Consider the following 13120-nt stretch of genomic DNA (forward strand, 5'->3'; position numbering starts at 1 on the left):
AAATAATGACAAAAGATCCTTTCTTAGCCCGTGAAGCTGAAAAGTACGGGGATCCCATTCCCAGCCGCGAATATATTCTCGATTTATTATCAAAGCGCCAGACGCCAGCCAGTCGTGATGAACTGGTAGAAGCGCTGGGACTGGAAAGCGAAGAACAACAAGAGGCGCTACGTCGTCGTTTAAGAGCGATGGAGCGTGATGGTCAACTGGTTTTCACCCGTCGCCAATGCTATGCACTACCGGAACGTCTGGATATGGTGAAAGGCACGGTAATCGGCCATCGTGATGGCTATGGATTCCTGCGGGTTGAAGGCAGTAAAGATGATTTATACCTTTCACCTGAACAGATGAAATTGGCCATTCATGGGGATGTTATTTTAGCCCAACCGATGGAATTAGATCGTAAAGGTCGTCGCGAAGCTCGCGTAGTACGAGTTTTAGTACCTAAAACCAGTCATATTGTCGGACGCTATTTTACTGATGCCGGAATTGGTTTTGTGGTGCCGGACGACAGTCGCTTGAACTTCGATATCTTGATCCCACCAGAGAGCATTATGGGTGCCCGCATGGGTTATGTGGTGGTGGTTGAACTGACGCAACGCCCAACTCGCCGAACCAAAGCTATCGGTAACATTATTGAAGTGCTGGGCGATAACATGGGAACCTCAATGGCGGTAGATATCGCATTGCGTACCCATGAAATCCCTTACGTCTGGCCGGAAGCGGTGCTGAATGAGGTTCATGACCTGAAAGAACAGGTACCGGAGAAAGCCAAAAAAGGGCGGGTTGATCTGCGTGATTTACCGCTGGTCACCATTGATGGCGAAGATGCCCGCGACTTTGACGATGCGGTATGCTGTGAGAAAAAAAGCGGCGGCGGCTGGCGCCTGTGGGTTGCTATTGCCGATGTTAGCTATTATGTTCGGCCGGGAACGTCGTTGGATGCTGAAGCACGCAGTCGTGGTAACTCAGTTTATTTCCCGTCGCAGGTTATTCCTATGCTGCCGGAAGTGTTATCTAACGGTCTTTGTTCGCTAAATCCTCAGGTCGATCGCCTGTGTATGGTTTGCGAAATGGTGATATCTAAAACCGGTAAGCTGACTTCATTTGAATTCTATGAAGCTGTGATGAACTCCCATGCTCGCCTGACCTACACCAAGGTCGCGCATATTCTGGACGGTGATGCCGAGCTGCGTCAGCACTACCAGCCACTGGTACCCATGCTGGAAGAACTACATACGTTGTATAAAGTGCTGGATAAATCCCGCGAGCAGCGCGGTGGTATTTCGTTTGAAACCGAAGAGCCGAAGTTTATCTTCAATGCCGAGCGCCGTATTGAACGAATTGAACCGCTAGTACGTAATGATGCACATAAGATCATTGAAGAGTGTATGATTCTGGCGAATATCTCTGCCGCTCGTTTTGTTGAGCGGGCAGAAGAGCCTGCGGTGTTCCGCGTTCACGATCGTCCTAAGGGTGATAATCTGGCTTCGCTGCGTAGCGTATTGTCTGAACTGGGATTAACGCTGGGTGGTGGTTTAGAGCCTGCGCCAAAAGATTACGCGAAACTGATGGATGCGGTTGCCGATCGTCCCGATCGTGAAATGCTACAAACCATGCTGCTGCGCTCAATGAAGCAAGCGGTTTATGACCCAGAAAATCGAGGTCACTTTGGTTTAGCGTTGGATGCCTACGCGCACTTTACCTCACCGATTCGCCGTTATCCGGATCTCTCTTTACATCGGGCGATCAAGTTCGTACTGTCCGGTAAGAAAGGCGGTTCCACTTCCAGCGGCGGTTGGCACTACTCTACGGAAGAGATGCTGCAATTGGGTGAGCACTGCTCTATGACCGAGCGCCGCGCTGATGAAGCAACGCGTGACGTAGCGGACTGGCTGAAGTGTGACTTCATGCAAGATCACGTAGGTGAAGTATTCAAAGGTACTATATCCAGCGTGACGGGTTTTGGCTTCTTTGTTCGTCTGGATGATTTGTATATTGATGGTTTAGTCCATGTTTCAACGCTGGAAAATGATTACTACCGGTTTGATAATGTCGGTCAGCGCTTGATTGGTGAGTCTTCTGGTCAAGCTTTCCGGCTCGGTGATAAAGTTGAGATAAAAGTTGAGGCTGTTCATCTGGATGAACGTAAAATAGATTTTGCACTGGTTTCCAGTGAGCGTCGTCCGCGCGGTGAAGGTAAAACTGAAAAAGAAAGGGGCAAAAAAGGTGCCCGTTCTAAAGCAGATAACTTTGTTGCTGACAGTAATGTGCGTGTAAAAGCGCCAAGAAGAAGCAAAACCAAGCAGGATGAAGCGGGAAGTAAAGCTAAAGCGCCTGCTAAATCTAAAACCAAAGAGAAGGCTAAACCTTCAGCTAAAACTAAAAAGATAACAGCAGCATTAAAGAGTAAACGGGCTAAAAAAGCCGCTGACCTTTAATCTGTCCGGTCATTATCGCAGGGCGGCCACGGTGTCGCCCTGCTTTTATATTGTATTGAAGAAGAACTGAGACATGAGTGAAATTATTTACGGGATCCACGCGGTTCAATCACTATTAGAGAGCGATCCTCAACGTTTTATTGAAGTGTTTATTCTTAAAGGTCGTGAAGACCGCCGTTTGCTACCGTTGATTCAACAAATTGAACAAAACGGTATTTCGGTACAGGTCGCTAATCGCCAATGGCTGGATAATAAGGCCGAGGGTGCGGTGCATCAGGGGATTGTTGCTCGAGTTAAAGAAGGGCGTCAGTATCAGGAAAACGATCTGCCTAGTTTGATTGAGGGGCTGGAAAAACCATTCCTGTTAGTGTTGGATGGCGTAACCGATCCTCATAATTTGGGTGCCTGTTTACGCAGTGCTGATGCGGCCGGCGTTCATGCGGTGATTGTACCTCGCGATCGATCGGCTCAGTTGAACGCAACGGCGAAGAAAGTCGCCAGCGGCGCGGCAGAAACTGTCCCCTTGATTCGTGTGACTAACTTAGCTCGCACCCTACGCTATCTGCAAGAACAGAATATTTGGGTGGTAGGTACTGCGGGAGAAGCTGATCATACACTGTATCAGACTAAGTTTAGCGGTCCGGTTGCGCTAGTGATGGGCGCGGAAGGTGAGGGGATGCGTCGTCTCACTCGTGAACATTGCGATGAGTTGATTAGTATTCCAATGGCGGGGAGTGTGTCATCACTAAACGTATCGGTAGCGACCGGCATTTGCCTGTTTGAGATGGTGCGCCAGCGCGGAGAGTAATGCTTAATTTCGCGACATTACCTTTATTAAGACCCGCATTTGTGCGGGTCTTATCATCTCTAAATCTATTCGGCCCTTAAGTCATTTAACAGTACGCCAATTGCCAGCGCTTCCTGTTCATGACCCTCTTCCCGCCAGACCTCTTTTAACGCCTCTTCTTCCCACTCCATCATGGACTGAAGGTTTAATAGTCGTTCAGCGTAGGCTTTAGCGGCTGGAGAAACCGGTAAATCATAGCTTTGAATTCTGAAAGCGACGGGAGCGAAAAAAGCATCCACGGCAGTAAACTTTTTACCTGCCAGAAAAGGGCCACCAAATTGATTTAGCCCTTGTTCCCACAGTTCACTTAGTCGTGTCAGTTCGGTGAGTAATTGCTCGGGTAGCTGATGGGGACGGATTCGTACCCCAACGCTCATGGGGCATCTGTTACGTAATACGCTGAATCCAGAGTGCATTTCTGCGCTGGCGCAGCGGGCCCAAGCTCGCGCTTCTCGGGAGTCCGGCCAGACGGCAGGATAAGACTCCGCCAGATACTCAGTAATGGCCAGAGAGTCCCAGACAATGATTTGATCGTCGGCCAGACAAGGAACTTTTCCTGATGGAGAGAAGCTGCGAAACTTCTCCCAGTTGGAGCCGGTATTGAATGGAACGATATGTTCCTCGAAAGGAATACCTAACTGACTGAGTAAAATCCAAGGGCGAAGTGACCATGAAGAGTAATTTTTATTGGCAATATACAACTGATACATGATGAGCCTCTCCTGATTATTAATGGATAATGAAATACTTCAGTATTTCATTGTAGGTTAAAATTTTTTCAGGTAGTTAAACGCGAACGCCAATCAGGGTTAGAATCAGCGGTGTGGTTATGGCTGATAGAATCGTTGATATCACCATGCTGGATGCTGCCGGACCAACAATCACGTTAAATTGACGCGCCATCAGATAGACATTGACGCCGACCGCCATTGATCCCAGTAAAACTACGACCTGAGTCTCCATCGGGGGGAGATTGAGCGCGATAGCTAACAGCCAAACAATCAAAGGCTGAACGATAAGCTTTAGGGTACAAATCACGGAGCTTATTTGCCAGCCATCACGAATACGATATTCCGCTAGCCCCATACCCAGGGCTACCAATGACATCGGGGCCGCAATTTGCCCAAGCATACTTACCGGTTGGTCGACAACGGCAGGTAAATCATAACCCGTTAAACTAAACAGTGTTCCGGAGATAATGCCGATAATCAGTGGGTTTTTCAGCACGTTGGCAGCGGTTTTGGCAAAACCATTGATAGAGAGAGAGCCGTTGCGTGACCATTCAACCGACACGGTAACCAGCGTCCAAAGGATTAAACCATTGAACACTAATACCAGCGCAACAGAAGGTAGAGAAGCTTGCCCAAGGGCGACGGTTGCCACCGGAATACCCAGCATAACGTTGTTAGAGAATATCCCTCCCAGCGCCAATACGGAGCCTGATGTTCCATCCAGCTTAAGCATCTTTGCTGCCAGTATTCGGCCAATAACAAAAACAATCAGGCAGCTACCAAAAAAGGCAATCAGTAAGCGTGCATCCACCGGCGGCTGTTTGGAGAAATTGCACATCATGCGAAACAGCATGGCTGGCAGCGCTACAGAGAAGACGAATTTGGTTAAACCTTCCGCTACGTTTTGGCTCCATTTTGCCCAGCGAATTAAGGTATACCCCAATATAGCCAGAATAAACAACGGTGCAGAAAGTACGATTTGATGCCATAAAGGAAGAAGGAAGCTATACATGGGAGCCCTGCTTGATTTTGAAAAGTTTTATTAATTAATATATTAGTTAGACGCTGTTTTTTTATCCAAATTAGTTCTTCAAAGCATTATAGATGGAGACTCTTGAAATACCTAAAGCATCCGCTGCCGCCGTAGCTGCGCCACGCAGTTGCAGCATTCCCTGATCGGATAAGTGACGGATGAGCTTTTGTCGCTGTTGAGAGGAGAGGGCGCGGGGCTGGGTGTTCAGTGTGGCGGCGTATTGGTTGATCTCTGTTCTGATATCATCCAGTTTCCATGACTTTAGCGGCTCATTTAGCGAAGCTTCATGGTTATTTATCGCAGTAAGCTGGCTAAGTACTTGTTGCATGGTATTAAATAGGGAAATGTCTAAATTTAGGCACAGGGCCGCCACATACTCTCCTTGGCTATTTCTCAGCCCTATTGAGGTGCTTTTAGCGGGCCTGCCGTCGGGGAATTGGCTTTCGTAGTTTTGTATCACATCAGGAAATTGATCGTCCTGAATTCTTGCCAAACCCATCTCCGTTGCCGGATCGCCAATTTTCCGCCCGGAAAGGGGGTTTTCCATCGCGATAATGGCATGTTGGGCGTGTGTCAGATCGTGCAATACCACTTCGCAACTGGGCGTAAACATTTTGCCCAGTGCCGTCGCTATTTTTTTTGCTTCACGTAGCAATAGTTGATTTTCGTTTTCAGCAGGTGAAGATGAGGGGGTATTTGATGGCATCAGTCAGTTATCCGGTTTTACTTTCTGTTGACTCTTATACAGTATGATAAGAAGTTTATCGCATATTTGGCGGGAGAACGAGTATGCTTTCTGGCATCTTGCAGGCTACAACAGGGAGATATTATGTCATCAGTTATCTTTAACCAGCTTATTACTTTATTAGATGGCGGGCAGGCTCGCTACCGGATCGTTGAGCATGTCAGTGCCGGGCGTTCCGAAGAGGCGGCTAAAGCCAGAGGAACGCAAATTGAGCAGGGAGCTAAAGCGCTGGTTTGCCATGTAAAAGGCAACGGTATGAAACAGCATGTTCTGGCGGTACTTCCTGCTCATCGTAAGGCCAATTTGTTGATGCTGGCTCAGAAACTGGGTGGAACACGGGCATCACTGGCCAGCCCACAAGAGGTAATGACACTGACACAGTGTGTATTCGGTGCAATTCCCCCTTTTAGCTTTCATCCTGATCTTAAGCTGGTGGTTGATCCTTTGCTATTTCAGCAATTGGACGAGATGGTTTTTAATGCCGGATCGTTAGAAAAATCGCTGTTGCTTAATGTGGAGGACTACCTACGTATTGTAAAACCAGAGCAAGTTGAATTTTCAGAATCAGCCTGATATTGGGCCATCAATCATGTGGTGATAACCCATAAATAATATGATAAAAGACGGTGAATAGATTTAGTGATGACAGGGAGTTGGTGCGAGTGAAAACGTTCTTTTTAGCAGCATGCCTTACCGGGTTATTGTGTCAGCCAGTGCAGGCCTCTTTTGATGGCGATGGATGTGATTTTTGGTTAGCTCCGTGCACGCTTCCCCTAGGCAGCTATCCCTTTTTGTGGATAGATAATGATACCCGTGCAAACTTGCTGCTGCTGGAATCAGACAAGCATCAATTTGCTTCCGTGTATGCACCCTTGGCGGCAGAACCGGGCCGCAGCCGTGAATTACCTTTTAGTATCCCTCGGATAGCACCACTGTCAGGCACTAATGAATATGGTTTTGTTATCACCGAGGTTGATATACCGGCGATTAAAAAGTTAGCCGATCAGTTAGGCGTTGATATTAGCGCTCTTGATTTGTCGGATAAGATGCTGTTAGGAGGCCGTGGCCGAATGGTTTCTAACACGCCAGCAGCTTTAGCTCAGTTTTTTCAGCTACTTATTGATGATAAAGCGCTTACGCCGGAACAACGTAAAGATTTAGCCCACCAACGCGTGAATCTCTTGGTTAATCCTGAATTGGCTGATGTTTCAACCGCTGTTTTTCCTGAAAAATCACATGCCGCCGATCTACATAATTACTTATTGAGCGCCGCTTATTTTTACAATGGGAACTTTAGCGAGGCCACCACGGGTTTTCAGAATCTACTAAAGGCGAACCAACCGTGGGTCGCGGAAACCGCGACTTACATGCTGTTTCGCGTGGCGTTAAATCAGTCGATTGAACATGCCTTAGATGAATATGAGATGTTTGACGTAACCAAGAGCGATAAAAACCTGACCTCATTGGCTGCTCAGAAGGCGAAGGAATACCTTGCTGCTTATCCTACAGGGCGTTATGCCGCATCAACTCAAGACCTGTATCGCCGCATTCACTGGTTTGCTTCTGATTGGAATGAATTGGCTAAAAGCTCCGAACAGGCCTTGGGGCGGGCTGCTAATTTGGAAATGCTACAGACGTTGATTAATGAAGTTGATACCAAATTATTGAGTAGTGACGCATGGCAATCCTCAGAGAACCAATTTGTTTCTGCGCCAGATACGCCGATGTTAACCCTGACTCAAACCCTGCGCCGTTTACGGGAAGGCTATCAGTCTCGTCCTAATGCCATTCTGGTAACTGAAGCAGAAATTAATGGCTATAAACCGATGTTTGAAAAGGCCGGCATGGCCTCAGCATGGAACTATTTGCATAGCGTCTGGCTGTTTTATCTACCAAAAGATTATGCCAAAGTAGAGTCTTCTATTCCTGCCGCAACAACACAGGCGCTGACGGATACCGTGGATTTCAGCCTTCAGGTTCTTTTAGGTCAGGCGTTGCAGGCTGAGAAAAAATGGCCTCAGGCGGAAGCGCACTGGCGTCACTTATTGACGTTGAAAACCACTGCGATTCAACAGCAATTTCTGCAGTTGATGCTGACTAATTCACTGGCCTATCAGGGGAAACCTGAGCTGGTATTTGCCGCGAACAGTCCCGTTACCTCACTTCGTTTCCGCTCTTTAGTGCTAAAAGACGTGGCGGATGCTTCGCTATTGCGTCAACAAGTGACTTCTGGTGTAAATAATGAAGAGCGCGTTATTGCTCTACATACTTTACTCACACGTGATTTGATTACCGGAAATTATTCGGATTACCTGAAAGACCGTGCATTAGGAAAAGATTCCGTATCACTGAAGTTTGATAAATCGACGCTGGGTGATGTGAATATCACGGTATTTGACTGGGACGGCAGCAATACCGAGAAAGGATATCATTGTGCTTCACTGGACAAGACGGCTGAAATACTGGCTCAGCAACCTAAAGATGGCCATGCGCTGAACTGTATGGGGGAATTTTTTCGCCTGACGGAAACGCGGGTCAATACCGAGAGGGAATATGGTTTACAGTGGCAGCTAAACGATGCACCAGCCATGTTTAAAGGTAAAGAGCAGAGCCGTTTGACTCATTATCAACAAGTTATCGCTAATGCGAATGCAGAGCCGGAAGATAAAAGCTACGCCCTTTACCGAGCGATAATGTGTTATTCCCCTTCTGGCTACAACCGCTGTGATGGGCAGGAAATTGACAACAGTGTGCGTAAGTCCTGGTTCCAGCAATTGAAGCGTGATTACAAAGGATCGGTGTGGGCAGAGAAACTGCGTTACTACTGGTAACTAAACGCGTTCTGCTGGTACTGAGCCTGCTATTGAGTCCGATTGTTTGTGTGGCTCAAACCGGTGTTGATGCCAGTCAGTACCAGATGTTTTGGCTGTGGGCTGGGGTTCGTCCTCAGCCTGTGTTGCACCAGATGTCCGAGCTTTATCTCTATCAGGGCGAAATTGTTCGTCAGCAGGGGAAGGCCCGGCTGTGGAGCAAAGGGATCCCGGTTAGCAGGCTGAAAGTCCCTAAGCTTTGGTTATCAATACGTGTCACGACGCTAGATATTCCAGAGCCGATGCTGGACGCCATGTTAACGCTAAGGGAAAAGTGGGTTGCCGCAGGCAATCAGCACGTTGGCATTCAAATTGATTTTGATGCTGCTAGCTATCAGATTGATAAATATTCGGAATTCTTAAGTCGATTACGGAACAAATTGCCAAAAGATTGTCCCTTAAGCGTTACCGGCCTGTTGGATTGGGCTAAAACGGGTAATGTTAATCAGCTTAATCAACTGCCGGTGGATGAGCTGGTGGTGCAGACCTATCAGGGGCGTAAGACCGTCACCCATTATGATGCCTATTTGCCTGCTCTGCTTGATTTAACTATTCCTTTTCGCGTTGGTTTAGTTCAGTACGGTGAGTGGGATAAGCAGTGGCAGCAGCGGTTATCACAATCGCCTTACTATGACGGCGAGGTGGTTTTTCTGTTAAATCCGGGGTGATTTACCTGATGTCGTTGAAATGCCCGCTTAAAAAGCCGGGCATTTTTTTAACAGAAATTTATTTCTCCGTGCGGCTTAGAAACGCCAGTTCACTGAGGCATTCCCCGAAATAGAGCTATAGCCAGAGCGGAACAGATCGCTGGATGCACCGATACTAACTGTCACATTTTTATTAATCTGATAACCTAGGTCGCCCTGTACGCCAAGAGAATCACGGCCTGTGATACGATTTTTACTGCTAAACGAAACGTTATCGTATCCGCTGAAATTAGCATTTTGTACTAAATCAGTATCCAGATATTCATGATTCCAGATGAGACGCAAGCCAGCTTTAACGCCCTGACCCGTTGCCTTCGATAGATCGAGGGTGCTACCGACACCGATACTGGAACGTAGTGAATTAAAGGTTTGGGAATCAAGTTCCAGACAAGCGCTGCCACAGCCGTTTTCACTAATACTCGGGCGAGATAGAACGGTATAGTTTAGTGCAGCTACCGGCCCGGCACTGAGTTCTGATGTTAGTGCCCAGTTATAGCCTCCGCCGGCCATGAGCGATCCACTTAGGCCAGTCCAGTCGGATTGATTATTGGTATGGTAATTGCCTATTCTTACGCTGTGATCCATGGATCCATCTTCAATACCAATACGGCCGTTACCAAACAGATAGATACCGGACATGGGATCTTGTGCATAACGAGTATGCAGGCCTAAATTGAACGCGGTGGTTTTTCCAGTTCCGTTTTCAGGCGATTTAACCTTTACCGTTTGACCGCTAACTGCACCGTGGAAGCCGAATGTCCAATCAGGCTCCGTTTCGCTTGGTTTCTCGGCACCAAAGATAATACCGTAGCTGGAGGCGTTATATCCTACGCTGTTATCCTGACGGTTTTGCCAGAAGCCTCCGCCAAACGGAATGGCAAACGCTCGTGGCCCGGGTTCAGACCGGTCAGAGGCTGAGGTATTTCGAGTGCTGATAATATCCGTAATCTGCTGTTCACGGTTTAGCGAACTGGCAAACATCGCGCTGTAATTAGCTGGGGAAAGTTGGCTTAGCGTATTGGCGATGGCATCACTATTAGCAAAGTCCAGCGAGCTAAATAACGGTTGCAGATCTGCCTGAGCATTCGCCACGATTTGGTCTAACGCGCGGCCTGCCCGGCGAGCATTATCATCCAAAGCATATTGGCTGTAGGCATTGTTATCTCGCAGCATGGTTAATTGATACAAACCGTTGCCCTGAGGCGTAATTTGTAACCTTAGGGTCGATGATTCAAATTGGCTGTTGGCCTCACTAAATTCACCCGTGGTAGAACCGAAGACCAACATATCATGAGTATCTTGTGTCCAACCGCTCGGATACCAACCAACTTGAGGTGCAAAGGTTAACTGACCATTTAAGTCGGCAGTACCACTGACGGTGAAGATATCGCTGGAACCATCGCTGGAAATTTCAAGCAATAGTTGCCCATTCTGACCCTGTTGGTAATTACCCTGAATATCAATTCGGCCCATTGAGTTGCCGGGGGCGATAATACCGTGGTTGCTGAACAATCCGTTGTTGTTGAGTGTATATTGGCTGTTTCCTCCCAGTTTGGCACCTGAGGCAACATTCACGCTATAAACTTGATGTGTACCGTTGAGGGAGGTCTGACCACCCGACAGATTCAGTGCCAGATTGTTAATACCATCAATATTACCGTCATAACGTAAATTGAAGCTGGCATCAGCCTCATTGCTAGCCCGGCCACGATTGTCAGCCAATTTGCCAAAAGTAAGCTGGGTCAGACGTTGCTGACCATTATCATCTTTTTGATCGTAATCAGAATAGATGTCGCCTTCCAAACGAGCACCGTTCATTATATTAATATTGTTAACCAACGCATTTGGCGAAATATAAATGGCGGCATCTTTCCCTGACAGGCGACCGCTGATATCGGCATTATTAACCAATGCACCTTCTAGTTCTGGCAATAAATCGGCTTCTTTATCATCGATGCTGTGGATAAAGGAACCCCGATATTCCGTTGAGTTACCTAACAGGTTATTACCAAAATCAAAGAGGGCGGCGATCCCCTTTTCACCATTAGCCTGAATATCACCCTGATGAATAAGGTTGTGGTCTTTACCATAGGTGAACATCACGCCACGGCCGTTGAGTCCATCAGCGTAGACACGAGTATTAGGTTCAATTATCAGGGTGTTATTTTCTCCATCTACTCGTATACCAGCGGCACCTGCTCCAGAGGTCAGAATGTCAGCAGCCTGATGCAATTGATTGTGACTGCCATAAATATGTAACCCTAATCCGAGAGTAGAGGTATTGTACTGGTTGGCAATATAGGCCTGAGAAGCAGTATCCCATAGTGAATAACCATGCTGATTGATGATTGTCTGGTTATCACCATAAACCGAAAAGCCAAAGAAGTTACGGCGTTCAATTTGATAGCCCATGTCCTGTAACACCGCCATTTCCGCTTCCATGAACGTAGTATAATTTCGGTAGTTCTGATGGCTCATAAGGCTATTTTTTAGCTCTATGTGGCTCAGGTAATCAGTATCAAGCTTGCCATCTTCCCCCATAATTTTTATTGGCACTCCCGGCATGGCCCCTGCTAGGACTTCATTAACATATTGTCCTGCAAAATAGCCTTTGTCCTGACGTACATCGAATGCGTTGTCAGAGTAGGCATTATCACAGCTTGAGCATAGAACGGCCTGACCGGGTAGCAGAGGACGGCCATTATCATCACGCAGATGCTCAGCCCAACTGCCATAAGTTGTTGAGGCATAGGGTTTGCTGTCCGATGGTGTGGGAGTATTTGCGGTATCAGGCGTAGGAAGGGATGGGGTATCGCTGGTATTGGATGCCGGTGTGTCTGGCACGTTATCTGCTATGGTTTCTTCTTCATCCGTTTCATCACTCTGTTCATCCTCTTGGTCATTTTGATCAATCAGCGAGTTTTGCCCTGCGATATTGCTATTGATACCTAACCCATGGGCCATTTCATGAAGTGCGATACTAAACGTATCTGCCTGAGTCGTAGAACGAGGTAACAACGAAGGAACATAAGCCAGAGTGTCGTAATCCATTTTCCCTAGAGTGAGTTGAGCGTGGGAGCCTAATGGTAATGAGCCGGGATCCTGACCCAGTAATGCAGCCTGTAATTCGGTAAGACTAAACTGGCCTTGATGTACAAATTCACTGCTGCCGACGGCATTCTCATCATCAAACGTAGTGATGTGGATCAGCGCCGGAAGTTGCCCGGTACGAGGGGTGATGACTTCAGCCCAATAATCGATACTGTTAAGGACTTTTGTTTTTTGCAGATTATCGAGCGTCCAAGTCGATGCAGTGATAGGGTCAACATCCGGGTGTGTTTCCGGTGCTTCACCCTGATTAAAAAAGGTAACTTGAAATACAGAGGTACCCTGTGGGCCGGAAACTCGGTAGCTATCGGCAGCCAGAGCCAATGGCCCAAGCAATAATACTGGCAAAGATAAGGGGATTATTAATTTTTTCATATTACATTCCTTTGTGCTAAGTAATAGACAGAATGGATGATTTCTAAGTGAAATTATTAATGTTGTAATCAACATAAAAAAGTTTAAAGATTAAAAAAAACTTTATAATATTAATTATTGCTTATGGAATGGTTTCAGATTGTTTTCTAGATAAGGCCAAATTAACGTTTTGTATAATTTTTTATTATTCGTTTATTGAGGCGAAAGTATAAAAGAGTCTGTGTTGAGCTAATATGGATTGGCGATCATCGCCCCGTCAGGAT

At 47.0% G+C, this 13120-nt stretch carries 9 protein-coding genes; 5 read left to right on the forward strand and 4 right to left on the reverse strand.

The window, feature by feature from the left end; all coding sequences use genetic code 11:
• Nucleotides 1–5: 5 nt before the first annotated feature.
• Together rnr and rlmB are read left to right on the forward strand one after the other, a co-directional pair.
• Entirely contained in the window at nt 6–2441 is a 2436-nt protein-coding gene (gene rnr, locus HYN51_RS01650) for a ribonuclease R (RefSeq protein WP_108901248.1), read from the forward strand.
• 73 nt (nt 2442–2514) lie between these two features.
• Nucleotides 2515–3249: a 23S rRNA (guanosine(2251)-2'-O)-methyltransferase RlmB gene (gene rlmB, locus HYN51_RS01655; RefSeq protein WP_108901249.1), complete on the forward strand. Its 735-nt coding sequence runs from the start codon at nt 2515–2517 to the stop codon at nt 3247–3249.
• Nucleotides 3250–3314: 65 nt separating this feature from the next.
• Here the strand turns inward: rlmB and HYN51_RS01660 are convergent, their stop codons facing one another.
• The 3 genes from HYN51_RS01660 to HYN51_RS01670 form a co-directional block, all read right to left on the reverse strand.
• Nucleotides 3315–3998: a glutathione S-transferase family protein gene (locus tag HYN51_RS01660; RefSeq protein ID WP_108901250.1), complete on the reverse strand. Its 684-nt coding sequence runs from the start codon at nt 3996–3998 to the stop codon at nt 3315–3317.
• 76 nt (nt 3999–4074) lie between these two features.
• Nucleotides 4075–5031 (reverse strand): AEC family transporter, encoded by a 957-nt coding sequence (locus HYN51_RS01665; RefSeq protein ID WP_108901251.1) that lies wholly within the window; start codon nt 5029–5031, stop codon nt 4075–4077.
• Between the two features lie 70 nt (nt 5032–5101).
• Nucleotides 5102–5758 (reverse strand): helix-turn-helix transcriptional regulator, encoded by a 657-nt coding sequence (locus HYN51_RS01670; protein ID WP_108901252.1) that lies wholly within the window; start codon nt 5756–5758, stop codon nt 5102–5104.
• 123 nt (nt 5759–5881) lie between these two features.
• On the opposite strand from HYN51_RS01670, the gene HYN51_RS01675 reads away from it, so the two are divergent.
• The 3 genes from HYN51_RS01675 to HYN51_RS01685 all read left to right on the forward strand — a co-directional run bounded on the left by HYN51_RS01675 (nt 5882) and on the right by HYN51_RS01685 (nt 9335).
• The gene (locus HYN51_RS01675; RefSeq protein WP_108901253.1) at nt 5882–6370 is read left to right on the forward strand and encodes a YbaK/EbsC family protein; all 489 of its coding nucleotides are present in this window, start codon (nt 5882–5884) and stop codon (nt 6368–6370) included.
• Nucleotides 6371–6459: 89 nt separating this feature from the next.
• A complete protein-coding gene (locus HYN51_RS01680) occupies nt 6460–8628 on the forward strand; it encodes a hypothetical protein (RefSeq protein ID WP_108901254.1) in 2169 nt (722 codons plus the stop codon).
• Nucleotides 8598–9335 carry a DUF3142 domain-containing protein gene (locus HYN51_RS01685; RefSeq protein ID WP_108901255.1) on the forward strand — a complete coding sequence of 246 codons (738 nt, stop codon included), beginning with the start codon at nt 8598–8600 and terminating at the stop codon, nt 9333–9335. The genes HYN51_RS01680 and HYN51_RS01685 overlap by 31 nt, the downstream gene beginning before the upstream one ends.
• Before the next feature lie 75 nt (nt 9336–9410).
• On the opposite strand, the gene HYN51_RS01690 is transcribed toward HYN51_RS01685, so the two are convergent.
• Entirely contained in the window at nt 9411–12857 is a 3447-nt protein-coding gene (locus HYN51_RS01690) for an autotransporter outer membrane beta-barrel domain-containing protein (protein WP_108901256.1), read from the reverse strand.
• Between the last annotated feature and the right edge of the window lie 263 nt (nt 12858–13120).

The sequence above is a fragment of the Limnobaculum parvum genome, from assembly GCF_003096015.2.
Lineage (GTDB): Bacteria > Pseudomonadota > Gammaproteobacteria > Enterobacterales > Enterobacteriaceae > Limnobaculum > Limnobaculum parvum.

Excerpts from the sequence above, each read along its gene's own strand:
- rnr (WP_108901248.1), top strand. The coding sequence starts at position 6 with ATGACAAAAGATCCTTTCTTAGCCCGTGAAGCTGAAAAGTACGGGGAT.
- HYN51_RS01675 (WP_108901253.1), top strand. The coding sequence starts at position 5,882 with ATGTCATCAGTTATCTTTAACCAGCTTATTACTTTATTAGATGGCGGG.
- HYN51_RS01690 (WP_108901256.1), bottom strand. The coding sequence starts at position 12,857 with ATGAAAAAATTAATAATCCCCTTATCTTTGCCAGTATTATTGCTTGGG.
- HYN51_RS01660 (WP_108901250.1), bottom strand. The coding sequence starts at position 3,998 with ATGTATCAGTTGTATATTGCCAATAAAAATTACTCTTCATGGTCACTT.
- rlmB (WP_108901249.1), top strand. The coding sequence starts at position 2,515 with ATGAGTGAAATTATTTACGGGATCCACGCGGTTCAATCACTATTAGAG.
- HYN51_RS01665 (WP_108901251.1), bottom strand. The coding sequence starts at position 5,031 with ATGTATAGCTTCCTTCTTCCTTTATGGCATCAAATCGTACTTTCTGCA.
- HYN51_RS01670 (WP_108901252.1), bottom strand. The coding sequence starts at position 5,758 with ATGCCATCAAATACCCCCTCATCTTCACCTGCTGAAAACGAAAATCAA.